Below are 23,261 nucleotides of genomic sequence, written 5' to 3' on the forward strand. Positions count from 1 at the left end.
ACAAGGAGTACATGGTCATGAAACTGTTTTGCAAAGCAGGAGCCTGCTCTCTCTCTCCCCACATTGTTATGCGCGAATGCGGGCTGGACTTCACGCAGGTGAATGTTGATCTGGCAACCAAACTCACCGAACGGGGCGACGATTTTCGCCAAATCAACCCTAAAGGTCAGGTGCCCGCGCTGCAGCTCAGCGATGGTACCGTGCTGACGGAAGGCGCCGCGATTGTACAGTATCTGGCAGACCTCAAACCCGATCGCCATCTTCTGGCGCCGGTTGGCAGCCTGACGCGTTATCACACTCTGGAGTGGCTGAGCTACATCGGCAGCGAGCTGCACAAAAGCTTTGGGCCGCTGTTTCGCCCCGGATACTCCGATGAGGTGAAAGCGCAGACCCGCAACCAGCTGGAAGCGAAATTCCGCTATGTCGATGAGTCATTACGTGACAGGCAGTGGCTGATGGGGATGCATTTCAGCGTCGCGGATGCTTATCTGTTTGTGGTGACGCGCTGGGCAAAAGCGCTGGGGCTGGATTTGTCCGGCTTTACGGCACTTGGGGCATGGTTTGATCGTGTCGCGGAACGTCCTGCGGTGCAGGCGGCGCTGAAAGCGGAAGGCTTAGCCTGAGAGAACAGGGCCGGTTAACCGGCCCTGATGCGTTACAGCTTTTCTGCCGTGAAGTGCTGCGTCGGACGGGCAATGGCATCCTGTGCCGCCACCAGCTGCAGCTCATACTCGCCCATCTCATGAGTTTTCAGCATCACCTCATACACCGCTGCAGTGACGTGCTCCAGCGCATCCTGCAGTGATTTGCCGTGCAGCAGATTAACCAGCAGCAAACCACTGGTAAGATCGCCCACGCCGACGGGCTGACGGACACCGAAATCGACCAGCGGACGGCTGATGTGCCACGCGTCTTCTGCTGTTACCAGCAGCATCTCAAAACGGTCGCTGCGACGCCCTGCGCGTGCCAGATGCTTCACCAGCACCACACGTGGTCCCTGGGAAATCAGTGCCCGCGCAGCGTCTACCGCCGCGTCGACGTCAGTGATTGTACGTTCACTTAGCATCTCCAGCTCAAGCAGGTTCGGGGCGATAATGTCGCTGGCTGGCATCGCCATCTTGCAGTGGAACTCCGCCACACCCGGTGCCACGATGCAGCCTTTTTCCGGATGACCCATCACCGGGTCGCAGAAATACCAGGCCTGTGGGTTAGCCGCTTTGACCTGACGAACAATCTGCAGAATCTGCTCGCCCTGCTCCGCCGAGCCCAGATAACCGCTCAGCACCGCGTCACAGGTCTTCAGGCGGTCGATATCCGCAATGCCTTTAACGATGTCGGTTAAATGCGTTGCAGGCATGACCGTGCCGGTCCAGTGGCCATACTGCGTATGGTTGGAAAACTGCACGGTGTTCAGCGGCCAGACGTTTGCACCCAGGCGACGCATCGGAAATTCAGCTGCCGCGTTACCTGCATGACCAAATACAACGTGCGACTGAATCGCTAAGATATTTTTCACTAGTTTGCCCTGTCCTGCCTTGCCATAAAAAAGGGCCGGAAACCGGCCCTAAATCTTACTGCCAGTTAATCAGGCAGTAATGTTTCTTACCGCGACGCAGCAGCGTGTAGCGGTTAAACAGTTTGTCGCTGTCGCTGAAGCGGTATTCCGCATCGGACTGTTTTTCACCGTTCAGTGAGACGGCATTCGAACCGATCATGGTGCGAGCCTGGCCGCGAGACGGCACGAGCTCCGCTTTCACCAGCGCCTGCTGCAGGTCATCGTCTGCGCCCAGCGCGATAGTTGGCATACCATCCTGCGCCAGTTGCTCAAAGTCAGCTTCCGTCATTTCGCTTACCGAACCGGAGAAGAGGCTGGCGGTGATGCGTTTCGCCGCCGTCAGGCCCGCTTCGCCATGCACCAGACGCGTGACCTGCTCAGCCAGCACATACTGCGCGCGTGGCGCGGTACCGCTGTTTTTGTCCTCTTCTTCCAGCGCGTTGATCTCTTCTATGCTCAGGAAGGTGAAGAACTTCAGGAAACGATAGACGTCAGCATCCGCGGTGTTGATCCAGAACTGATAGAACTTGTACGGACTGGTTTTCTTCGCATCCAGCCAGACTGCGCCGCCTTCCGTTTTACCGAATTTGGTGCCGTCAGACTTGGTGATCAGCGGAACGGTCAGGCCAAAGACCTGGTTCTGATGCAGACGACGGGTCAGATCGATACCAGAGGTGATGTTACCCCACTGATCGGAGCCGCCGATCTGCAGCGATACGCCGTGCAGTTCATTCAGGCAGGCAAAGTCATAACCCTGCAGCAGATTGTAGGAGAACTCGGTAAAGGAGATGCCCTGATCGTCACGGTTCAGACGCTGCTTCACTGCTTCTTTGTTAATCATCTGGTTAACAGAGAAGTGCTTGCCGATATCACGCAGGAAGGTCAGCACGTTCATGCTGCCGAACCAGTCGTAGTTGTTGGCGGCGATGGCGCTGTTGCTGCCGCAATCGAAGTCGAGGAATGGCGCCACCTGCTGGCGGATCTTTTCAACCCATTCGTTGACGGTGTCACTGGTATTAAGTTTACGCTCTGCGGCTTTAAAGCTTGGATCGCCAATCAGGCCGGTTGCACCCCCGACCAGGGCTACCGGCTTGTGGCCGGCATCCTGAAAACGCTTCAGGCAGAGCAGCGGTACCAGATGACCCAAATGCAAGCTGTCAGCAGTGGGGTCGAAGCCGCAATAGAGCGAAATTGGCCCCTGTGCCAGTTTCTCTGTTAACGCGGCTTCATCCGTCACCTGGGCGATAAGGCCCCTCTCCTGCAATTGTTGTATCAGGTTACTGCTGGTCATTACTGACTCCAAATTGATCAGACTGCACCTATGCTGGTACACAGCTTTCCGCTGACTTGCGGAATCGAAAAAAATCAGGGCTATAGCATAAAGCGCTGGCGCTTTCTGTGCCAGCGCTGATAGGGAGAAATCGTGCAGATTCAGGGAGCCAGACGGTCGATTTTCCAGCCGTCATTGTCGCGCTGGTAGATGAAACGATCGTGCAGACGATGTTCGCCCCCCTGCCAGAACTCCATTGTGTGAAATTTCACCCGGTAACCGCCCCAGAAGCTGGGCAGCGGCACCTCGCCCTGCTGAAACTTCTGTTTAAGCTCAAGGAACTTCCCTTCCAGAATCCCGCGCGCCGAAATCCGGCTCGACTGCTTCGATACCCAGGCACCAATCTGACTGTCACGCGGGCGGCTGTGGAAATATTTCAGCACCTCCAGCGGCGACAGTTTTTCCACTTTGCCCAGCACCATCACCTGACGTTCCAGAAAGTGCCACGGGAAGTGCAGGCAAATGCGCGGATTGTGCGCCAGCTGTAACGCCTTACGGCTGCCGAGGTTGGTGTAAAACACCATGCCCTGCGCATCAAAGTGTTTCAGCAGCACAATACGCTGCCACGGCTGACCCTGCTCATCCACGGTGGCCACGGTCATGGCAGTAGGATCGGGCAGTTTTGCCTCACAGGCCTGGCTCAGCCACTGTTCAAACAGCGCGATCGGATTGTCCGGCAGATCCTTGCGACGCAATCCGCCGCGGGTATATTCACGCCGCAGATGGGCAATGGTGTGTAGCGTTTCGCTGTCGCTCATTAATGCTCGCCTATTCAGAGATAAAGTCAGCTGGCAGGTTGCAGCTCACAATCATTCACGACAATTTTATCGTTACGTTCGATAAATGCGCCGTTTCCTTTGGACCAGAAAACATAGGTGTCATCGCTGTAGCGCGCGCCGGAGGCGGAGACGGTCTGCTTCAACGTTAAAGGCTTGCCATCCATAATGAAACTTACCTGCTCCTGCGCCTCGTCCAGCGTCACGGTCAGGGGCATTGTTCCGCAGCGATAATGCAGGGTCTGTGGCGATGCCGGCTGTTTATGCATCAGGCTACAGCCTGACAATAGCAGCACCGCGACAACGGTTAATCCTTTCAACATAAGCGGGTCTCCTTCACGAGTGAAGCTGGCATTATAAGAAGGATTTGTCGCGAAGTAAGTGGGAATCCGCGCCAATCTGGAGGATGCTGTCAGCCAGGCTGAATTATTGCGCCTTTTCAGACGGTTGTCTGAATGCACAGGCCGTGTTATCAGGCTACGCTCTATAGATCTTAAGCGAGGAAGACAAACATGAAATTTGATAACGAAGATGCATTTAAGCTGGCCGTGGCGTTTATGAACCATAAAGAGAATGCCACCATCGCCAGCAGCTACTTTAAAACCTTTATCGACACCTACCAGAAGTTTGACCGCTGGCTGAGCGCATCTGACCCGGTCAGCGCCATGAAAGCGGAAAAAGCGGCCGCCAAAGCGGGCGAAGACTCTATTCTCTGATCCTTTTTCACGGGTCCGATAGCCCTTCAGGCGTCGGACCCGCGAATAGCGCCAGGTGCCGCCATCGATGTGGCATCCTGCATGCGATTCTTCCGCGTTAACGGAATTATCTGCGCTCTCTATTTCCCGCTTTTGCTCCGTTTTTTATTTCGATGCGGTCAGGGCTCAGCTGAAACGCATAAACAGCCGCATGCATTTGCAATAAATGCTATTCGCCGGCGCCATGCCTGCTAATTAACGCAATACACTCTGTTTTTGTATAAAAAACAGGCATCGACGCGCGACAGAGCCAGCAAAATTTATAAAGCCGTCTATGCTGTAAACGTCTGGATATACTTCATGGAGCAGAAAAATGAAAATGAAAACCCTGTCAGCCATCGCGCTGCTGGCACTCTCTTTAGGTACGCTTGCAGGTTGCGCCTCGAATCAGTCTATTAAGACGACCGATGGCCGCACGATTGTGACTGACGGCAAACCGCAGATTGATTCAGATACCGGTCTTGTTTCTTACCGTGATGCTCAGACAGGAAAAACTGAGCAGATCAATCGTAATGAAATCAGTAATATGAGCGAACTCGACAACTAATATAAGGTGAAGACGATGAAAAAAGCGCTGATTTTACCTCTCGCCGCATTGATTGGTATGACCGTATTAACTGGCTGCACCCGTACCAGTTATGCGATTCAGACTAACGATGGACGCACCATTATTAGTGATGGCAAGCCTTCTGAATCGGATGCTGGCCTGCTGGCCTATACCGATGCCAATGGTGTGAAGCAGCAGATTAATAAAGCAGACGTTAAAGCCGTCTCTGAAGTTCCGCACAAATAATCGCAATGCTGTTCTCGCGTTAATAAAGTCGCTTAAGAGCGGCTTTATTTTTGCCTTTTTTTCGCCTTTTACCTGATATAGCCTCACTCTCAGAGCGGGCTTTTTTAAAGCAGAAATATCCGATGCGATATGGCAATAATATTGCAAAGCATTATAAGGAACTGTGCAATTTATCGTTTATACAGGCGTAAAAAACCGACTGGAAAATGCTGTTGCGCACAGGCCACATCACTTATCTGAATTTCAGGCAAACGTCTGCTTCTTTAACCAGAACAATAGTTCAACCTGTTCACTTCAAAAATAATCTATTGTTTTTTATTATTTACTATCATGAAGTTATATCATGACACAAAGGTTCCCTTTATTTTTAACAAAATTATCTGGTGCCGTCTGTAACTTATGACCTTTTAGTCCAGCGCCTCTTTAACTAGACTATTTATATCGCTATCAATCAGGAGGCTATAAATGATTTATCACGATACAACGACTGGTCATATGATTCTTGGTGAAGCAGCAATTAATCTGGCATTTGAAGAACAGGATATTACGCTGGTATCGCTGATTCGTCAGTTGGGCGAAATGGCCGAAAAGGAGCGCAGCGATGAACGTGTAGAGCAGATTGCTGATGCACGACACTGGCTCAAAGGTTTCATTGAAGATTCGCCTCGTGACCGCGCCGAATTAAACTGGCTGGTCGAGACCGGGCAGGCACCGGTTTCCCTGAAAGATTATCGGTAGTCATAAGGCTTCGACGTTCATTTCTCATGAGAGCCGGACGCCCTTCTGGCTCTCATGCGCTTCATACTGCTGTCCCTTTGCTTCTCTTTACGGCCGCTCTCTCGCTGCCCGGCATCCTGACCAAAAAACGTCATTCATCATTACGCTGAAATAACTGTACAGATTCACTTTTTGCGTATAACTTCGCGGCTATTCGATCGTTTTTACATCAACAGCCAGGAAACGCACCATGTACCCGAACCCGAGACTGCCGCGGACGGCAGACGATATCGCCCGTTATTTCAATGCGGCAAGCCTGCCCTCACAGCAGGAGACACTGGGACAGGTAGTCGTGGAAATTTTGCATGCCGGCGGGAATGTGAACCGTAAGTCGATCTGTACCAAACTCCTGCGTCGCCTCGAAACAGCGTCCACTGAGGAAGAAGAGCGCCACTATCGCGCGCTCATCAGCCTGCTGTTTGGTCGTTAATCATCGCCACGCTTCGCCCCGGTCAGCGCGTCAGTGGCTCCCCACTCTCCGTCACCCGCTGTGCCTGAGGATGTTTCGCTGTCTGGGTTTCAAACCCACCACGGGCGGCAAAAACAGAACAGCCAATGGCTGCCACGAGTGTCAGTAAGATTGAAGTTTTCACGAAACGGGCCTTAATTTTCCACGCAATAGAATAAAGCGTAAAAGCCTGGCACATAATCAGACCCGGGGAAAGGAAGCGGAAGAATTTCTCTGTCCGGAAAGCGTATATCAGAGAAGCGCCTGTTTACGGATGCTGCGGTCCCCACTCAGAACACTTATCCCAGTATTTTCAATGCCAGCGCCAGCGTCTGCTCTTCATGGATCACATCACTGACTTTGCCCGACACGCGCATACCGTATGCGATGCAGAGAATTAAACCGGCTGCGGCTTCACTGTCCAGCGTGCGATTGATAGAGCCATCCTGTTGTCCCAACTCCAGCAATGAAACCAGGAAGCGCTGACTACGCTTGATGACATCATCAATGCGCTGCGCAAGATCTTCATCCATCGTCTGCAGCGCAATGGCGCTGGACACCACCAGACAGCCGCATCGCCCCTCAATGGCACGCGCCGAATCCAGGTAGAACTGTAACAACTCCGTGATTTTATCCCGTCCGCTGACACAGGGTGCCAGACGGCGGCGCAGTTCGGTATTTCTCAGCAACAGATAACGTTCGAACACCAGCAGAAAGAGGGAGCGTTTGTCTTTAAACGCTTTATAGATGCTGCCTGCGGAGAGGTTCATCGCCTCCCCCAGATCGCCTATTGATGCCGCGTGATAGCCTTTTTGCCGGAAAACGATCATGGCACGATCCAGAGCCTGTTCAATGTCGAACTCCCTGGGCCGTCCCCGCTCTTTGTTTTTATGCGCTGTCGCTGTCGTGCTCATTAATTACCGGCCTGAAGAAGTGCGTTCCTGTCAGAATCAACAGGGATTCTATCCCAGGCTCGGGTAACAAGTATAGCTGGCGGCGATCAGCCCGCAGCATACATTCGGACAGATCTCTGTTCCTGTCGCTGAATGGCAGAGGGGGTTTAACCGGTTGTGACCTGCAATCCGGCTCAGGTTACAGGACAAACCGCTCATGATTCACTCAGGTAGTAACGCGTTTTTTTTGCGGCAATCAGCCCGTTGCTGTGTGTTTATTATGGTCAGCCATAATCTGAGCGGCTTAATTAACAGCCTGGCGTGGTTCTCATTGTCAGCAACATATAAAAAGAGTCGGTTTTTTATATCGCTGTTATCGTCGACCGCGTAAAGCTCATATTCATGATGATGGCGGACCAGCATCTACTTCAGCACAACCACCGGCAAATCCGTTACCCGCGTGGTATAGGCAGGTGACAGCATCTCGCGCTTCATCGCCCAGGCCTTGTTGATCCCCTGCCCGGCAAACCAGAGTTTTCTGCTGCCAGGTTTGTTAATTTTATTAATCAGCGGCATCAGACGACGAGTGGTGTATTCCTCAATAGCAAAATGATGCGAAGCACGGCTTTGCTGACCGAGACAGTCAGTCAGTTGATGTGATTTTAAGCGTCCATTCGCTGGTCCTCAGACCGGCCTGGGAGGAATCAGGCACGGTCTGATTCTGAATTAGTCGCGTTTTTCCATCTTTATCCAAAATACCGCGATGCTCAGCAGTAGACAGATAACAGCACCGACGCTGAACAGCAAATCAACAGCCAGATTCAGGCTGGCATGATCCACCACCGCACCTAACAGCACGGGCACCCAGTTAGCGATATAGGCAATGACGTAGAACAATGAAATCAGTTTTGCGTGACTGGCTGCAGGAGAGATCATATTTAGCAGGGTCGCACTTCCCACAAAGATGGCGCCATAGGAATATCCAGCCACAAGCAGTCCTGTGCATGCCCATACTAAAGAGTGGGTGCTAATAGCCCAGGTAAAAAACACAATCGAAATGGCCTGAGTAAGACAGCCGGCAGCAAGAGATGTGCGAGCGCTAATCCGGCGGCTCAAAATCTGACTGATACCGGCCACCATTAAGTATACCGCAATCACATAGCCATAAACGCCCTGACTATGAATGCCGAGCAGATGCTCCGATACTGCCGGTCCAATCGACAAAATACTGGCGGCAAACGCCCAGCTCATAAACAGAGCGCCAGCGCACAGGAAAAAACGTATGCCAGTCGCTTTCAGTCCGGCTTTAAGTGTCGTACCCGCTGAAATGGCAGACGAGGATGGCGCAGCCTTGGGTTGATCGTGATGACGCACTGGCCAGCTAAAACGTAATCCGATCAGGGCAATCGCAGCCGTGATCATAATCAGCAGAAACGGCAACGTCTGGCTGTGGAAATTTGTCTGAATCGCCACGCCGCTAAAAACTGGCCCCAGTGCCAGACCGGTGGTGAAAGAAAGCGTTGCGAGCAGAGCTGCAGCTTTACCGCCATCTTTAGGGCCAAAACGCAAAAGGGCAATATTAGCTGCGCCGGTTAATGCCCCGGTTCCTACGCCCGCCAGCAGGCGTGCCATAAACAGACAGGCAAACGAATCGGCGAGTGAAAACAGCAATGCACCTGCGAAGACGGCCAGTAGTGCAGGCATCATCAGGCTGCGCAGGTCAGCAACTTTCCCTGCAAGATTTCCTACACTGAACAACGCAATCAAAACACCTGCCGCATACGCGCCATAAATGATTGTCAGGCTGACGGCGGTTAAGCCCAACTGCTGTTGATAGAGGGGATAAAGCGGCGTTGGTGCACTGCTGTTCAATAAGGCAGCGACTAGCGCCAGTGCAAGAAAGAATAAAACGCTCTTTTTGGAAGCAGAATTCTTTTTGTCTGTCGGACGACTATCAATAGTTAACACTTCTGACATTTTTATTTCCTGAGCTGTAGATAAATCAACTCTGTGCAGCGAATGCGAATACCACAGAGCAGCAAACAAAGTGATGATAAAACCTGCTTATTCCCTATGGTAGAGACAAGATTGCATCACAAGCATTCATTTATGCAGCTTGATAATCCGCACTGAATGTGTCGTGTTACGCTGGATACGGGTTATAGCAATGCAAATCGCTAATAAGGCCTGCCCATGAAAAATGATTAATTAGCGCTGCTATTAATCATTTATAACTACCGCTTTTCGATCCCCATAAGCTCAAACATATGGAAGGATAGATAACCACTCGTATAAATGTGACTGATTTGCTTATTCTGTAATTGAGCAATAAGGGCCTCGGCATAATTCAAAGCAACATCTGCTTTGATAGTTTCTCTTCCAACAACTTTATCTGAGGTAAACGCCGGGCAGGTAGTGTTAAAAAAATCATCTTCAAAAAATTTCATTTTCTAAATCCATTAGAATAAAAATAAAGATAATCAGAAGTAATGAGGAAAAAATGTGCGTTATATGAAAGGCTTCACATAACAAAACACATCGCGCCTATATCCAAAAAACGGCCCATCATAGTCACAATTCGAAATTTTTAAAGTTGCATTAATGCTTCACAACAATGCAGAAATACTTATAATTTTATGGTGCTGTTTATGATATGGCTTATGAGTTTTGATAATTTTTTAGCCACGTTGAAGATATCCGTTTAGTTAAAAATAACATGGAGCAGTGGATGAACTGGGATGATGTTCGCTTTTTCCTCGCATTAGCGAGACAAAAAACGTTGCGGGGTGCCTCAAAATCGTTGAACGTCGATCAGGCGACAGTCGGGCGCCGTATCGCCGCGTTCGAAAGCGCGCTCAGTTCCCGGTTATTTATACGTACGCCCCGCGCTTTTATGCTGAGCGAGTTTGGCGAACAGGTGATGGCAGAAGCCAGTGCTATGGAAAGCGCTATGCAGGCGATGAGTCGTAAAGCCGCCTGCGGCGATAGCATCCCTGCAGGTAACGTTCGCATCGCCAGCACAGACACACTCGCCACTGTGTTTGTCATACCTGCCATTCAGCGCCTGCGCGAACAATACCCGGATATCACCGTAACCTTATTGACCGGAATAGGCTTCTCCGATATCTCTTACCGTAGTGTGGATATAGCCATTCGTGGTGCCCGACCCGATTCTGAAGAGTTAATAGTTAAACGACTAGCGACCATTGATATGGGGCTTTACGCCAGCCAGCGTTATTTTGATCGGCTCGGAGAACCGCAGCAAGAAAGCGGATTGACTGATCATCAACTGGTCATGTTTCCGGCAGACATGGTGCCTCGTCATCGACAAAACCTGTGTGGCTTTGCAGTAAACAGCCAGCAAGTCGTGCTGGAATGTAATACACAACTGCTGATGCAATCCGCTATTAAACGCGGGATTGGCATCGGCCTGCTTTCGACATTTTTAGCTAACTGCGATCCGCAATTAATCCCGGTATTTCCTGAAAAGCGCGACCCGGTTGATATCTGGCTGGTGCTCCATCCGGATCTGCAAAAAGTCGCACGTATCAGGGCAGTGATTACGGCGCTGGAGCAGTGCTTTGCGGAAGAAACCAGGTTAAAAGAAATTTAGCAGACCTTGCGGTTTCAGTAGCTGAGGAAAACCACCCAACCTACTTAACCGCCGCCACCGGCAAATCCGTTACCCGCGTAGTATAGGCAGGTGACAGCATCTCGCGCTTCATCGCCCAGGCCTTGTTGATCCCCTGCCCGGCAAACCAGAGTTTGCCGCTGCCGCTTTTGTTAATCTTATCGATCAGCGTCATCAGCTCTTCGCTATTGCGGCGTGGCTGATGTTCGTCAAACAGATCAAGCTGGGCCACGCCATGGCTGAAAAAATCTCCCAGTACGATGCCCGCTTTCATGTAGCGATGCCCCTCAATCCAGATGTTATCCAGACACGCCATCGCAACGCCGACAATGTCGCGCGTGTCCTGCGTCGGGATCAGCAACTGACCGGTAGACTGATTACCATAAAAGGGTTCATCCGTAGCATGGGGGCTGGTACGCACAAAGACCCCTACCTGACGGCAATATTGATTGTCACGACGTAGTTTCTCTGCCGCACGTTCAGCATAGGCGCAGACGGCTTCGCGCATCTGGTCGTAGCTGGAAATACGGCTGCCGAACGAACGCGAACACATGATCTGCTGTTTATCCGGTATCACCGACTCCAGCTCCAGGCAGGATTCACCACGCAGCTCTCTGACGGTACGTTCCAGCACTACGCTGAACTGTTTGCGAATAGACTCGGTGCTTTGGCAGGCCAGATCTTTCGCCGTCGTAATGCCCATGGCGTTGAGCCGCTTGCCGATACGGTGACCGACACCCCAGACCTCAGCCACATCGACGAGGGCCAGTAGCTTTTTCTGCCGTTCGGGATCCGACAGATCGACAATGCCGCCGGTTTTGCTCCACTTTTTGGCCGCAAAATTCGCCAGTTTGGCCAGCGTTTTGGTCTGTGCAATGCCAACGCCCACCGTCAGATGGGTCTCTTTGCGTATCCGCTCTCTGACCTGGTGACCAAAGCTCTCCAGCGCCATACAGTTCTGCACGCCGGTGAGATCCATAAAGGCCTCATCGATCGAGTAGATCTCCACCGACGGCGCCATCTCTTCCAGAATCGTCATCACCCGAAGGCTCATGTCGGCGTAAAGCGCGTAATTTGAGCTGAAAACCTGTACATTGTGATGGGTCAGCGCTTCGCGCATTTTGAAATAGGGCGCGCCCATTTTGATGCCGGCTTTCTTCGCCTCGGCGCTGCGCGCAATCACACAGCCGTCGTTGTTCGATAGCACGACGACGGGCTTGCCTTTAAGGTCAGGCCGGAAAACGGTTTCGCACGACGCATAAAAGCAGTTCACATCCACCAGCGCGAACATGCTCAATGTGTCGCTTTAATCACAAACGTCACTACGCCAAACACCTCCAGCGCATCTTCGGTCTGGATAGCGATCGGTTTAAATTTGGTGTTCATCGGCATCAGTTGCAGGCAGGGATGAAGCTGAAGACGTTTAACGGTGAATTCACCGTCGACGGCAGCGACCACGATATCGCCGTGTGAGGCGGTGAGCGAGCTGTCGACGACCAGCATGTCACCATCATTGATGCCCGCCTCAATCATTGATTCACCGCTGACCCGCACAAAATAGGTGGCGCTGGGATGCTGAACCATGAGCGCATTGAGATCGATACGTTGTTCGACATAATCCTGCGCCGGTGAGGGAAATCCACACGGCACACGTTCGATATAAAGCGGTAAAGACATGACGGCGCGGACGTCCGCAGGTTTAATGAATTCCACAATTTCACTCCTTTTTCAGATTACTGTATATAAATACAGTAATAGCTAATCCCCCTTTTAATCAAGTGACGTGGACCCCTTTTACGCGAAGAGATTGATGGTAATGCACTTTTTTTTAACCGTTTTTCTCTTACTGGTGTGAGAATAAACGGAAACAGGTTACTTTCGCCGCACTGCGGTAATAGTCTCGCTTTTTACTTACAGTCACGCCTCTTATAAATTAATCCGCCGATTATTTTGACTTAAGGAAAATCCGACAACGACTCTCTGGCATGGGGTGAGGTTTGAATATTTAGCGCGGGCTGGTTATTCTGCCTTTTTAAAGCATGGAGGGGTTATGGCAGACGACGATCGCATCAAACATCTGGAAGAGGCAGTCGCACAGTTAACCGTTGAGACGACGGTATTAAAAGCGATACTCGGTCAGCAAATTGCACTGAATAATCTCAATTACAAAGGGAAGTTTGACGATGTACTGGCGGCGCTGGCGAAAGAATATGCCGAACGCGGTCTGGAGGAAGGTAATAATCAGGCCATCCATGATGCCCTGCGTGAATATATTAAATATGAACCGCCCGCAATGGAATAAGCAAACGCTGGGCAACGTTCGCTTGCCGACGACGTTATCGGCTCCTGAACGCTGCCCTTCCCTGATCGGCCTGCTTCAGCAGCCGTTTCAGGCGAAGCGGTCAGAGATTAAGGCTGGCTGTCACTCTCCAGCGCATCCTGAATCGCATCGGCCAGATTACCAATTTCATTCGCCACAGCCTGCAGGTCCCAGGAGGTTTTTGAGCCGGTTGCCGACGTAGAAGCGCTGACGGACTCCTTTGCCACTGACAGCGCGGCCGCCACAGCAACTGAACGTTTATGTTGTTCCTGAGTCACGCCCGCAGGCGGAATCGCGAAATAGTCGTGAACCATGATCATTTCCTTGTGATGAATAAGAGGCCACCTTAGCTTTCTGCATCAGGCGTGGGAAGTGAATTATGCAGCCTGTGCCGTCAGAAGCACAAGATTGCAGCAGCCTGCCACCGCACTCTGACACTGCTCTCCATTTGTGGTGTAAAAAGCTGTACAGCTTTTGCTAAAATTCTCCTGAAAAACCGTTTTCACCCCGTCAGACAATCCGGGTAAAAAACGCAGAAACGGCCGCCTCAAAAAAACCCGCCTGACAAAAAAACTCATAACTTATTGTATTAGTTTAATTAAATAAAAAAATCGCATTCAGCGCACTTTACCACGGCTTATACCAGGCTAAAAAAATGAAATATTCTGTCAAAGTTTCTTGTACAACTTTTAAATTGCTGTATAACTTTATCTCGTGATGTTAAATCACTTGTAACGAGGTGCTTTGCACCGCATCTGAAGGTGTTGTGGATTTCCACCTTCAGATGCAATTTTTTTGCGTCAGCCGGCAACCGGCTATCAACCGACGCACACTCCCCAATTCTTTATGAGGCCTGACATGCAAACAACAATGAATACAGAGTCTCAGATTTCTGATTACTTTATGAACTCTGGCGCCGCGATGACGACAGAAAAACAGGTTATCGCTGCGGTTCACGCTGAACTCGCCCATTCAAAAGCCCATGTCTCAGATAAAGACATTGTGCTGGGCCTGATTCATCGCCTGGAGAGCGAGCGTGACGTAGTTAAGCAGGATATTTACCGTCAGGCTCTGGAACACGTTTTGCAACGTGCAACGGCCACCAGTGAAAGCTGAATTGTTAAACAGCTATAGCGGAAGTGAGGATGCTTTCCCGTACTGAATCAGCCCCTTTTAATGGGGGCTTTTTTATCTCTTCTGCACTGAGTCATATGTCACTTTCTCATCGTTGATATTGCCTGTCCTGTCGTACCAGATATAGCTCCGAAAATGACCTATTTCCCCGCTTTTTTTACCGTAAATTCCGATTAATTGCTCTCGTTTCGCTTTATTTATCCGATATCTGTGTCCAGGCTTTTCCTGCATCTACTGCAAACACAGGCGAGGAAAATAGCTATGTTTCATCATTCATCAAAACTTCAATTCCCGGTTCGTGTAGAGAAGCCCGACCCAGAGTTTGCCATGCTGTTACAGCAAGCCATCGGCGGCGTCGAAGGTGAGATTCGTGTAGCGATGCAATACTTTTTCCAGGCGATGGGCGCGCGAGGTGATGCGCGGATTCGGGATCTGCTGATCTCCACCGCCACCGAAGAGCTGAGTCATATCGAAATGCTGGGCTACGCTGTGGCGCTGAACCTTGAAGGCGCACCGCTCTCTTACCAGGAAGCATCAGCCAAAGACCCGGTGGTTAATGCCATTTTGGGCGGCATGAACCCACGCCATATTCTCTCTTCCGGTCTGGCCGCGATGCCGGTAAACGCCAACGGCATGCCGTTCGACATGAGCCACATCTACGCGTCCGGCAACGTGGCCGCCGATATGCTGGCTAATGTCACCGCAGAAGCCACCGGTCGTGTTCTGGCGACCCGCCTCTACAACATGACCGAAGACAAAGGCATGAAGGATTTCCTCTCCTTCCTGATTGCCCGTGACACCATGCACCAGCAGCAGTGGCTGGCGGTGATCGAAGAGATGGGCGGATTGAACGCGTCGCTGCCGATCCCCAACAGCTTCCCGCAGGAACATGAAGCGCAGGAGCACGCTTACTACTGCCTGAATACCTCGCTGGATAAACCGCTGCCGGAAGGTCGCTGGAGCAGTGGTCCAGCTTACGATGGTCATGGTCAGTTCAGCGCGAAACAGCAGCCCGATATTCTGGGTGATGAACCGATACTCGGCAATGCCCGTCCCGGTTCCGGTGCACAGTCAGAACAGATCGATGGCGTCACACCACCAAAACCTTAATCCCTCGCCTGTCAGGGTCCAATGCCCTGACAGGGTTGATCCCTTTTTACGGAGGAAAAGTCATGTCATCCACTCAGCGTCCACTCCCCCCTTTTGCCGCGCAGCAGCAGACGTGGCCAGGCAGTACTGCCGCGATGCAGCCACAGCCCGATCACGGCGAAGAGAGCTATCAGGGTTCCGGCCGTCTGGCGGGTAAAAAAGCGATTATTACCGGCGGGGATTCTGGCATTGGCCGGGCCGTGGCCATTGCCTTTGCCCGGGAAGGTGCCGATGTGCTGATCTCTTATCTTGATGAGCATGAGGATGCGCAGGACACCGCCCGGCTTGTCGAGGCCGCCGGTCAGAAAGCGCTGCTGGTGCCAGGCGACATCACCGATGCCTCACACTGTAATGCGCTGGTTGATAAAGCCGTTGAAGCCTTTGGTGAGATTAACATTGTGGTCAATAATGCGGCATATCAGATGACACGCGAGTCGCTGGAGGAGATCAGCGACGACGAGTTTGATCGCACCATGAAAACGAATCTTTACGCGATGTTCTACATCACTAAAGCGGCCACAAAGCACATGCCAGCGGGCGGATCGATCATCAACACCGCCTCGATCAATGCCGACCAGCCGAAACCGAAGCTGCTCGCCTACTCCGCGACTAAAGCCGCCATTATTAACTTCTCCGGAGGCCTGGCTGTCCTGCTGGCAGAGAAAGGTATCCGAGCTAATGTGGTCGCGCCCGGTCCTATCTGGACACCGCTAATCCCCTCGACCATGCCGGTTGAACAGGTGAAAAACTTTGGCAGTGAAGTGCCGCTGCAGCGTGCCGGTCAACCTGCTGAGCTGGCACCCACCTACGTGATGCTGGCCAGTGACGAAGCCAGCTACATTTCCGGCGCGACTATCGCCGTTACGGGCGGCGTGGCTATTATTTAACGTTCGCCGCTTCCCTGGTCTCTTCGGCCAGGGAATTTCCTATCAGTTTCTGCGCGATCCCCCACTGATAAAGCGGTTCCCGCGCCAGATTCTTCATTTTCACTTCGCACATGATATCGAAATCCTGGAACGACAGTGCCCACGCATTCAGCGTCGGATTAAAGAAGTAGTCGGAGTGCGCCCGCAGTTTGCTTTTGCTCACACCCAGCTGCTGCTGATCGGGCCAGCCCTCCTCCGGAATAATTCCCTCCTGAGAAATCGAATAGTGCAGCACCGGCCGCACACCCCGCCATGAGTCAATGACGCTGGCAACACGCGCGTCATCCGGCTGAATAAACTCACTCTCTTTTACCCAGTGATGGTGAATATCCAGCACCACCGGACAGAGGGGTGCCGCCTGCAGCACATCATCCAGCGAGCAGGAAATCTCATCATTTTCAACCGTCAGCATCCGCCGCGCTTCCGGGCTGAGCTGAGTAAACGCGCGTTTAAAACCGTCGAATCCCGCCCTGCCATTCATATGAATGTTGATTTTAAAATCCTGGAAGGTCTTACCGTAGCCCATGAGACAGGCGCAAAGCGCGTGATACTCCACATCTTCCAGTGCGCGCGTCACCACATCCGGATTATCGGAAGCCAGCACCGTATATTGTCCCGGATGGAATGAGAGCCGGATTTGATGCGTCCGCGCCAGCTCGCCACAGCGGGCAAAGAGTGGATAAAGCTCAGGCAGAAACTCCGCAAACAGCGGCGTGGCTTCGGGTACCGTATAGAGTGGCAGCAGGTCGCTGCCGATACGCATCATTCTGAGTGGCGCCGGTAACGTAGCCAGATGCTCCAGTGTCAGGTAGAGATTATTAAGGTTAGTAACGGTAATCTCATGAATCAGCTGATGACGTTCAGCCTGAGGTAAACTCAGAAATCGTTTACGGGTGGTGGCGCGAAACGGGAAAAACTGTTTACCGTCGCTATTGAGATACTTACATGCAAAACCTAATTTCATGTCTGCTCCTGATTTATGCTTATCAGAAGTGTAACAGGCCTCTGGCGACCAGCCAGTCGCGGGCCACAGAGATCGGGGTTAACCATGACAGGGAGAATCACTATGCAGGGTCACGAGATCCAGCGCACCGCTATCGACGCGGCTGAACGGCTGCCCGCCGCCGAATCAGGCTATCCCTTCGGGCCGGAACATCAGGTTTATAAAGTGTGTGAAAAAGTGTTTTTACTGCTGACGGAACTGCGGGGCGTGCCGATTATCACCCTGAAGTGTGAACCGCAGCAGGCAGAGCTGCACCGGGTGATCTATCCCTCGATCACCGCCGGTTATCATATGAATAAACGTCACTGGATCACGGTGTATCCGGGTGACGGCCTCTCACCCGGCCTGATTCAGCAACTGGTTGAAGAGTCGTATCAGCGAGTGGTGCGCGGCATCCCCGCCTCACGCCGTCCGGCCTGGGTGGGATGACGGCGGTGGCAGCGCGTCACAGAAACCCCGCTGTCATCAGCGGGCCATCCGATCCCGGCCCTTCACTTAATGGTGCAGCATCTCTTCCACGACCTGTGGATTTGTCATCTGGTAAGGGTAATAAGTTGGCCAGTTGTCCATTTCAGCCAGCAACGTCTGCTGAGACTGATTACCCATAAAGATGTGGAAGTGAGCAGACTTGCGTGGGCCGATGGTATGATCGCTGAACTGCACATATTTCGGGGCGTTGCTGCTGGCGTCCTGACACTCAAACAGGTAACGCACCCCTTTTTTACCCGAGGTATAGGTCAGGATTTTGTGGCCTGCATAGCGATAGTGGCAGGCGCTGACCCGATCACCGACATGGAACTCCATTACCCCGTTTTCAATACCGATATTATCGACGTCGGTGGCGTAGCCTTTGCGATAATAAGCTTTAATCTCCTCTGCCGTTTTGCTCTTGTCCTGCTGCGCTTTCTTCTGCCAGACCGGATCCAGCTCGCCGCTTTGCAGCAGCGGATAAACTGACTGCCACAGCCCGTCCCAGTCAGAGAGTGGGCGATCTTTCACGTCGCTGTCAGCAAAAACCCCTTCGGCTGCTTTCTGCTCCATTACTGATAGCGGTTTGCCATGTGTATGCGTGCTATGTGCCAGCGCCTGCTGGCTGATGAGCAGCGCGCCCATGATTCCCATCCATTTACCTGCATGATTCGTCAAAGCCTGATCCTCAGTCAACATTACAAAATGAAATGTTATGATATAACATTTCTAAACTCAATCAGGAATGACGCCTCTCCCTATTAATTTTATTTATAGATTTTCACCCTCTCGCGGAATATCACGCAGTCCGGCGAGAGGCGAATCTGACAGGGTTACAAAGCAGGTAGCCAGCATAGCGGGTGCGGGCTGACACGCCGCTAAGCCAGACGGCACAAGGCGTGGATAAGCGAAGCGATAACAGACATTCAGACGTAAGCGTGGTTTTTCTGCCGGACAAAAAAGGGACAGTGACAGCGGTTAAATGGCCGGTTTACCCTCAGTATTGTTCAGGTTGTTCTATATTTAGTGTCGTCGAAAGTAAAATAACAGCTGGAGCATAGATTCATGTCGAAAGAAACAGAGAAGAAACCCCTGAGCGAACACGCCCCCACCACCGGTCCGGAATCATCAGAACCGGGTCTGGGATCGCTGGCACCGAAAGATGGTTCGCATCAGCCCCCAGCCGAACCGACCCCGCCAGGCAAACAGCCCACCGCCCCGGGCAGTCTGAAAGCGCCGCAGACACACAGCGCCAAACTTGACCAGCTTGAAGCCAGCCGTAAAAACGGCACCCATCAGGCCCTCACCACGAACCAGGGCACGCGCATCGCCAATGACCAAAGCTCATTGCTCGCGGGTTCGCGAGGTCCGACGCTGCTGGAAGACTTTATACTGCGTGAGAAAATCACGCATTTTGATCATGAACGTATCCCGGAGCGTATCGTTCACGCCCGTGGTTCTGCCGCACACGGCTATTTTCAGCCTTACCGCTCACTGAAAGATCTGACCAAAGCGCAGTTCCTGAGCGACCCCGAGCAGACCACGCCGGTGTTCGTGCGTTTCTCCACGGTTCAGGGTGGCGCTGGCTCTGCGGATACCGTACGTGATATCCGCGGTTTCGCCGCCAAGTTCTACACCGAAGAAGGTGTCTTTGACCTGGTCGGTAACAACACGCCGGTGTTCTTTATTCAGGATGCCCATAAATTCCCTGACTTTGTGCACGCCGTTAAGCCGGAGCCGCACAATGAAATCCCGCAGGGTCAGAGTGCCCATGACACCTTCTGGGATTACGTCTCTCTTCAGCCGGAAACCATGCACAACGTCATCTGGGCGATGTCTGACCGGGGTATTCCGCGCAGCTATCGCACCATGGAAGGTTTTGGCATTCACACCTTCCGCCTGATCAACGCCGAAGGCAAAGCGACCTTTGTCCGCTTCCACTGGAAGCCGGTGGCCGGTAAAGCTTCGCTGCTGTGGGATGAGTCGCAGAAACTGACCGGTCGCGATCCCGACTTCCATCGCCGCGATCTGTGGGAAGCGATTGAAGCCGGTGATTTCCCGGAATATGAACTGGGTCTGCAGCTAATCCCGGAAGAGGATGAATTCAAATTCGACTTCGATATTCTGGATGCCACCAAGCTGATCCCGGAAGCGCTGGTGCCGGTGGAAATTGTCGGCAAGATGGTGCTGAACCGTAACCCGGATAACTTCTTTGCGGAAACCGAGCAGGTGGCGTTCCACCCGGGCCATATCGTGCCGGGCCTGGATTTCTCCAACGATCCACTGCTGCAGGGCCGTCTGTTCTCCTATACCGACACGCAGATCAGTCGTCTGGGCGGACCGAACTTCCATGAGATCCCGATTAACCGTCCGACCTGCCCGTACCATAACTTCCAGCGTCAGGGCATGCATCGCCAGGACATCGACACCAACCCGGCGAACTACGAGCCGAACTCGATCAACGACAACTGGCCGCGCGAAACGCCACCGGCTGCGAAAGGCGGCGGTTTCGAAAGCTATCAGGAGCGGGTTGAGGGCCACAAAGTGCGCGAGCGCAGCCCTTCATTTGGTGAATATTATTCCCAGCCGCGCCTGTTCTGGAACAGCCAGACAGAAGTCGAACAGCAGCACATCATTGGTGCCTACTCATTTGAACTGAGTAAAGTGGGCCGTGCCTACATCCGTGAGCGCGTGGTGGATCTTCTGGCGCGTATCGATACTAAACTGGCACAGGGCGTAGCGGATAATCTGGGACTCGCCCTGACCGATGAGCAGCGCAATATCCAGCCTCCTGCGGCGGTGAATGGCCTGACGAAAGATGACAGCCTGAGCCTCTACGCTATCCCGGATGGTGAGATTAAAGGCCGTCAGGTGGCGCTGCTGCTGAGCGATGGTGTGAAGGCGGCGGATGTGCTGGCGATTCTGCAGGCGCTGAAAGCGGAAGGTGTGCACACAAAACTGCTGGCGCCGCATATGGGCCAGGTGCGCGCGGATGACGGTTCTGTGCTGCCGATCGATGCCACCTTCGCCGGCCTGCCGTCTCTGACTTTTGATGCGGTGATGGTGCCGAATGGTAATATTGATGCCCTGCTGTTAAGCGGCGATGCCCGCTACTTCCTGCTGGAAGCCTACAAACACCTCAAGGTGATTGGTCTGGTGGGCGACGCGCGTCGCTTTAAAGCGCAGTTCGGTCTGGAAGATGCCGATCAGGAAGAAGGCATTGTGCAGGGCGACGCGGCGGAGGACGCACTGATGTCTGATTTTACGCAGGCGATGAAAGCGCACCGCGTCTGGTCACGCAGCCAGAAGGCACAGTCCGTTCCTGCCTGATGCGTTAAGTGAATAAAAAACCGCCCCTGGGGGCGGTTTTTTTATGGCTGCTGATAAACCTGAATCAGGGTAAATCTGGCAGCAACGGCCAGACTCAATGCGCTGGGATGCAGGCACGGTCTCACAGCCAGAAATCGGTTCACCCTTATTATCAGAAAGTCTGCCAGTTCTCATTGTCTGTCACGGCGACAGGCTGACGTTTTGGCACGGCAATCGCCTTCGCAACCGGTGCGGCGGAGAACGCGGCGTGCATGCTGCCGGTTTTAAAGACCGATACTGTTTTACGCAGGTAGCTCGCCTGCTCTTCCAGTGAGGCAGCAGCAGTCGCGGACTCCTCTACCAGCGCGGCGTTCTGCTGCGTTACACCATCCATCTCAGAAACCGCAATGCAGACCTGCTCAATGCCGCGGGTCTGTTCAGTGGAGGAGGCAGCGATCTCTTCGATCAGCTGCGTCACCCGGCTCACCGACTTCACGATGCTCTCCATGGCGATGCCCGCCTGGGAAGCGTGACCGGCACCGGTTTTAATGCGCTCGGCTGAGCGGTCAATCAATCCACGAATCTCCTGCGCGGCACTGGCGCTGCGTCCGGCCAGCGAGCGTACTTCACCTGCGACAACGGCGAATCCACGCCCCTGCTCACCGGCACGCGCGGCTTCAACCGCAGCGTTCAGCGCCAGAATATTGGTCTGGAAGGCGATGCTGTCGATAATGGCGATAATACCGGCGATCTGATTCGAGCTTTCGCTGATCTGATCCATGTTGGCGATAACGCGGGCAACGGTTTCGCCGCCCTGCAGGGCGGTGGCTGACGCCTCTTTCGACACCGTTGTCGCCTGCTGCGCATTGTCTGCGTTGAGCTTCACCGTTGAGGTGAGCTGCTCCATGCTGGCGGCGGTCTGTTCCAGTGCAGCAGCCTGCTGTTCAGTACGGGAAGAGAGATCGGTGCTGCCAGCAGAAATTTCCGCGGCACCGGTAAAAATAGAGCGGGTCGCGTCATCGACCGAAGTAATGGTCACCACCAGCGCATCGCGCATCTGTTGCAGTTCCTGAATCAGCAGGCCCATCTCATTGCGGCCTTCGTGCTGAATATCAGAGGTTAAATCACCTGCCGAAATGGTGCGCATATGCCCTGTCAGCCTGGCCAGCGGACTAATCAGCAATTTTTGCAGTCCCAACCAGACCGCCACGCCAATCACGCCAGTGATCAGGCTAATCGTCAGCAGCGCCCAGAGCGCATCTGTCAGACTACGCTGGTTATGTTCTGAAGTATCTTTCATCAACTGGATGTTCACCGCACGCCAGGCCTCATAGGCACTGTCGAGCTGGTCCTGCGCCGCCTGTGCTTCGAGGTTGCCATAGGCCGCGTAATTACCCTGCTTTAAAAAGGTAATTGAGGCCAGCATGGTCTCATGCATCTGCTGATAGGCGGTCTGAACCTGCGCCGACTGCGCTTCGCTCTGCCCCTCTTTGCGTGGCATCGCCTGCCAGGCTTTAAAGTCGGCATCGGCTCTGTCCGCAGACTGGCCCGCCTGCTCCAGCAGCGTGGCGATGGCGGCCAGTGATTTAGGATCCTGCTGGTTTTTCAGGAAACGGATAGCGACGCGGTTGATGGTCACGCGGGTTTTAATCAGGGTTTTCACCGCATCGCTCAGGTGCTGCTGCTGCAGGGTCAGCTGTTCTGCTGCCACGAAGTTTTTGTCGGCGTTTGAGACGCCGTTGTAAAACAGAAATCCGGTCAGGGTCAGTAACGTAATAAAGACGGCAAGCACCGCCAGAATACCGTGGGTTATTTTAAGATTTTTAAGCATGTCTGCAGGCTCATATCAGAGAAGTTAGAGTGGTTATCGGCTGGCTTGAGATTTATCTGAGTCTGCGAACAAAGAAGTTAACAAGACGCCACCTGCCGGGCGCAGCCAGCGCGCCGCTCAGGACAGAATAAAGTTGCGGCTCTGCCTGAACGCATTTGACGCT

At 52.8% G+C, this 23,261-nt stretch carries 27 protein-coding genes and 1 pseudogene; 13 read left to right on the forward strand and 15 right to left on the reverse strand.

The annotated features are described in order from the left end of the window. Nucleotides 1–17: 17 nt before the first annotated feature. Nucleotides 18–623: a glutathione transferase GstA gene (gene gstA, locus EE896_RS10210; protein ID WP_003848994.1), complete on the forward strand. Its 606-nt coding sequence runs from the start codon at nucleotides 18–20 to the stop codon at nucleotides 621–623. Nucleotides 624–655: 32 nt separating this feature from the next. Here gstA and pdxY read toward each other — a convergent pair whose 3' ends face one another. From pdxY to EE896_RS10230, 4 genes are all read right to left on the reverse strand, one after another. Then, nucleotides 656–1,516, reverse strand: a complete 861-nt coding sequence (pdxY, locus tag EE896_RS10215) for a pyridoxal kinase PdxY (protein ID WP_140033478.1) — start codon at nucleotides 1,514–1,516, stop codon at nucleotides 656–658. A gap of 55 nt (nucleotides 1,517–1,571) precedes the next feature. Continuing rightward, entirely contained in the window at nucleotides 1,572–2,846 is a 1,275-nt protein-coding gene (gene tyrS, locus EE896_RS10220; RefSeq protein ID WP_008926220.1) for a tyrosine--tRNA ligase, read from the reverse strand. Nucleotides 2,847–2,986: 140 nt separating this feature from the next. Then, nucleotides 2,987–3,643, reverse strand: a complete 657-nt coding sequence (gene pdxH / locus EE896_RS10225) for a pyridoxamine 5'-phosphate oxidase (RefSeq protein ID WP_140033479.1) — start codon at nucleotides 3,641–3,643, stop codon at nucleotides 2,987–2,989. A gap of 26 nt (nucleotides 3,644–3,669) precedes the next feature. Further along, the gene (locus EE896_RS10230) at nucleotides 3,670–3,984 is read right to left on the reverse strand and encodes an MliC family protein (protein WP_003848990.1); all 315 of its coding nucleotides are present in this window, start codon (nucleotides 3,982–3,984) and stop codon (nucleotides 3,670–3,672) included. Between the two features lie 189 nt (nucleotides 3,985–4,173). Between EE896_RS10230 and EE896_RS10235 the strand changes: the two genes are divergently transcribed. The 5 genes from EE896_RS10235 (at nucleotide 4,174) to ycgZ (ending at nucleotide 6,416) form a co-directional block, all read left to right on the forward strand. Continuing rightward, nucleotides 4,174–4,377, forward strand: coding sequence for a hypothetical protein (locus EE896_RS10235; RefSeq protein ID WP_003848989.1), 204 nt, complete (start codon nucleotides 4,174–4,176; stop codon nucleotides 4,375–4,377). Nucleotides 4,378–4,729: 352 nt separating this feature from the next. After that, nucleotides 4,730–4,963 carry a YgdI/YgdR family lipoprotein gene (locus EE896_RS10240; protein ID WP_003848987.1) on the forward strand — a complete coding sequence of 78 codons (234 nt, stop codon included), beginning with the start codon at nucleotides 4,730–4,732 and terminating at the stop codon, nucleotides 4,961–4,963. Nucleotides 4,964–4,978: 15 nt separating this feature from the next. Then, nucleotides 4,979–5,209: a YgdI/YgdR family lipoprotein gene (locus EE896_RS10245; protein ID WP_003848985.1), complete on the forward strand. Its 231-nt coding sequence runs from the start codon at nucleotides 4,979–4,981 to the stop codon at nucleotides 5,207–5,209. A gap of 465 nt (nucleotides 5,210–5,674) precedes the next feature. Then, nucleotides 5,675–5,947, forward strand: a complete 273-nt coding sequence (locus tag EE896_RS10250; protein ID WP_003848983.1) for a hypothetical protein — start codon at nucleotides 5,675–5,677, stop codon at nucleotides 5,945–5,947. Nucleotides 5,948–6,176: 229 nt separating this feature from the next. Then, on the forward strand, nucleotides 6,177–6,416 hold the full coding sequence (ycgZ, locus tag EE896_RS10255) for a regulatory protein YcgZ (RefSeq protein ID WP_003848978.1): 240 nt from the start codon (nucleotides 6,177–6,179) through the stop codon (nucleotides 6,414–6,416). Nucleotides 6,417–6,438: 22 nt separating this feature from the next. Here the strand turns inward: ycgZ and EE896_RS10260 are convergent, their stop codons facing one another. The 5 genes and pseudogenes from EE896_RS10260 to EE896_RS10280 all read right to left on the reverse strand — a co-directional run bounded on the left by EE896_RS10260 (nucleotide 6,439) and on the right by EE896_RS10280 (nucleotide 9,774). Continuing rightward, nucleotides 6,439–6,579: a hypothetical protein gene (locus EE896_RS10260; RefSeq protein WP_223296456.1), complete on the reverse strand. Its 141-nt coding sequence runs from the start codon at nucleotides 6,577–6,579 to the stop codon at nucleotides 6,439–6,441. Between the two features lie 154 nt (nucleotides 6,580–6,733). Beyond that, nucleotides 6,734–7,348, reverse strand: a complete 615-nt coding sequence (locus tag EE896_RS10265; RefSeq protein ID WP_008926218.1) for a TetR/AcrR family transcriptional regulator — start codon at nucleotides 7,346–7,348, stop codon at nucleotides 6,734–6,736. Between the two features lie 402 nt (nucleotides 7,349–7,750). Next, a pseudogene (locus tag EE896_RS10270) lies at nucleotides 7,751–7,906 on the reverse strand (DUF4113 domain-containing protein); the annotation flags it as partial. 147 nt (nucleotides 7,907–8,053) lie between these two features. After that, nucleotides 8,054–9,304 (reverse strand): MFS transporter, encoded by a 1,251-nt coding sequence (locus EE896_RS10275; RefSeq protein WP_078804363.1) that lies wholly within the window; start codon nucleotides 9,302–9,304, stop codon nucleotides 8,054–8,056. A 257-nt stretch (nucleotides 9,305–9,561) separates the two neighbouring features. Further along, the gene (locus EE896_RS10280; protein ID WP_008926216.1) at nucleotides 9,562–9,774 is read right to left on the reverse strand and encodes a hypothetical protein; all 213 of its coding nucleotides are present in this window, start codon (nucleotides 9,772–9,774) and stop codon (nucleotides 9,562–9,564) included. 281 nt (nucleotides 9,775–10,055) lie between these two features. On the opposite strand from EE896_RS10280, the gene EE896_RS10285 reads away from it, so the two are divergent. Continuing rightward, nucleotides 10,056–10,940, forward strand: coding sequence for a LysR family transcriptional regulator (locus EE896_RS10285; protein ID WP_008926215.1), 885 nt, complete (start codon nucleotides 10,056–10,058; stop codon nucleotides 10,938–10,940). A gap of 40 nt (nucleotides 10,941–10,980) precedes the next feature. Here the strand turns inward: EE896_RS10285 and umuC are convergent, their stop codons facing one another. Together umuC and umuD are read right to left on the reverse strand one after the other, a co-directional pair. Further along, complete coding sequence (umuC, locus tag EE896_RS10290) at nucleotides 10,981–12,249, reverse strand: translesion error-prone DNA polymerase V subunit UmuC (RefSeq protein WP_003848965.1); 1,269 nt, start codon at nucleotides 12,247–12,249, stop codon at nucleotides 10,981–10,983. A gap of 2 nt (nucleotides 12,250–12,251) precedes the next feature. Beyond that, nucleotides 12,252–12,671 carry a translesion error-prone DNA polymerase V autoproteolytic subunit gene (umuD, locus tag EE896_RS10295; protein WP_003848963.1) on the reverse strand — a complete coding sequence of 140 codons (420 nt, stop codon included), beginning with the start codon at nucleotides 12,669–12,671 and terminating at the stop codon, nucleotides 12,252–12,254. A 337-nt stretch (nucleotides 12,672–13,008) separates the two neighbouring features. Between umuD and EE896_RS10300 the strand changes: the two genes are divergently transcribed. After that, nucleotides 13,009–13,260, forward strand: a complete 252-nt coding sequence (locus EE896_RS10300) for a hypothetical protein (RefSeq protein WP_003848961.1) — start codon at nucleotides 13,009–13,011, stop codon at nucleotides 13,258–13,260. A gap of 107 nt (nucleotides 13,261–13,367) precedes the next feature. Here EE896_RS10300 and EE896_RS10305 read toward each other — a convergent pair whose 3' ends face one another. Further along, nucleotides 13,368–13,592, reverse strand: a complete 225-nt coding sequence (locus EE896_RS10305) for a hypothetical protein (protein ID WP_003848959.1) — start codon at nucleotides 13,590–13,592, stop codon at nucleotides 13,368–13,370. 607 nt (nucleotides 13,593–14,199) lie between these two features. Between EE896_RS10305 and EE896_RS10310 the strand changes: the two genes are divergently transcribed. The 3 genes from EE896_RS10310 (at nucleotide 14,200) to EE896_RS10320 (ending at nucleotide 16,448) form a co-directional block, all read left to right on the forward strand. Further along, nucleotides 14,200–14,394 carry a biofilm development regulator YmgB/AriR family protein gene (locus EE896_RS10310; RefSeq protein WP_223296455.1) on the forward strand — a complete coding sequence of 65 codons (195 nt, stop codon included), beginning with the start codon at nucleotides 14,200–14,202 and terminating at the stop codon, nucleotides 14,392–14,394. Nucleotides 14,395–14,673: 279 nt separating this feature from the next. Then, nucleotides 14,674–15,522 (forward strand): manganese catalase family protein, encoded by an 849-nt coding sequence (locus EE896_RS10315; RefSeq protein ID WP_003848955.1) that lies wholly within the window; start codon nucleotides 14,674–14,676, stop codon nucleotides 15,520–15,522. Nucleotides 15,523–15,584: 62 nt separating this feature from the next. After that, complete coding sequence (locus EE896_RS10320) at nucleotides 15,585–16,448, forward strand: glucose 1-dehydrogenase (RefSeq protein WP_140915573.1); 864 nt, start codon at nucleotides 15,585–15,587, stop codon at nucleotides 16,446–16,448. On the opposite strand, the gene EE896_RS10325 is transcribed toward EE896_RS10320, so the two are convergent. Next, the gene (locus EE896_RS10325) at nucleotides 16,441–17,451 is read right to left on the reverse strand and encodes a UV damage endonuclease UvsE (RefSeq protein ID WP_039660325.1); all 1,011 of its coding nucleotides are present in this window, start codon (nucleotides 17,449–17,451) and stop codon (nucleotides 16,441–16,443) included. The two genes, EE896_RS10320 and EE896_RS10325, sit on opposite strands and share 8 nt — an antisense overlap. A gap of 102 nt (nucleotides 17,452–17,553) precedes the next feature. Between EE896_RS10325 and EE896_RS10330 the strand changes: the two genes are divergently transcribed. Then, nucleotides 17,554–17,919 carry an MmcQ/YjbR family DNA-binding protein gene (locus EE896_RS10330; protein WP_039660327.1) on the forward strand — a complete coding sequence of 122 codons (366 nt, stop codon included), beginning with the start codon at nucleotides 17,554–17,556 and terminating at the stop codon, nucleotides 17,917–17,919. A gap of 66 nt (nucleotides 17,920–17,985) precedes the next feature. Here EE896_RS10330 and zinT read toward each other — a convergent pair whose 3' ends face one another. Then, nucleotides 17,986–18,636 carry a metal-binding protein ZinT gene (gene zinT / locus EE896_RS10335; protein WP_140033486.1) on the reverse strand — a complete coding sequence of 217 codons (651 nt, stop codon included), beginning with the start codon at nucleotides 18,634–18,636 and terminating at the stop codon, nucleotides 17,986–17,988. Nucleotides 18,637–19,023: 387 nt separating this feature from the next. On the opposite strand from zinT, the gene katE reads away from it, so the two are divergent. Beyond that, a complete protein-coding gene (katE, locus tag EE896_RS10340; RefSeq protein ID WP_003848945.1) occupies nucleotides 19,024–21,288 on the forward strand; it encodes a catalase HPII in 2,265 nt (754 codons plus the stop codon). Between the two features lie 151 nt (nucleotides 21,289–21,439). Here the strand turns inward: katE and EE896_RS10345 are convergent, their stop codons facing one another. After that, nucleotides 21,440–23,098, reverse strand: a complete 1,659-nt coding sequence (locus EE896_RS10345; protein ID WP_008926208.1) for a methyl-accepting chemotaxis protein — start codon at nucleotides 23,096–23,098, stop codon at nucleotides 21,440–21,442. Nucleotides 23,099–23,261: the final 163 nt, after the last annotated feature.

It is taken from the genome of Pantoea eucalypti (assembly GCF_009646115.1).
GTDB classification, from domain to species: Bacteria; Pseudomonadota; Gammaproteobacteria; order Enterobacterales; family Enterobacteriaceae; genus Pantoea; species Pantoea eucalypti.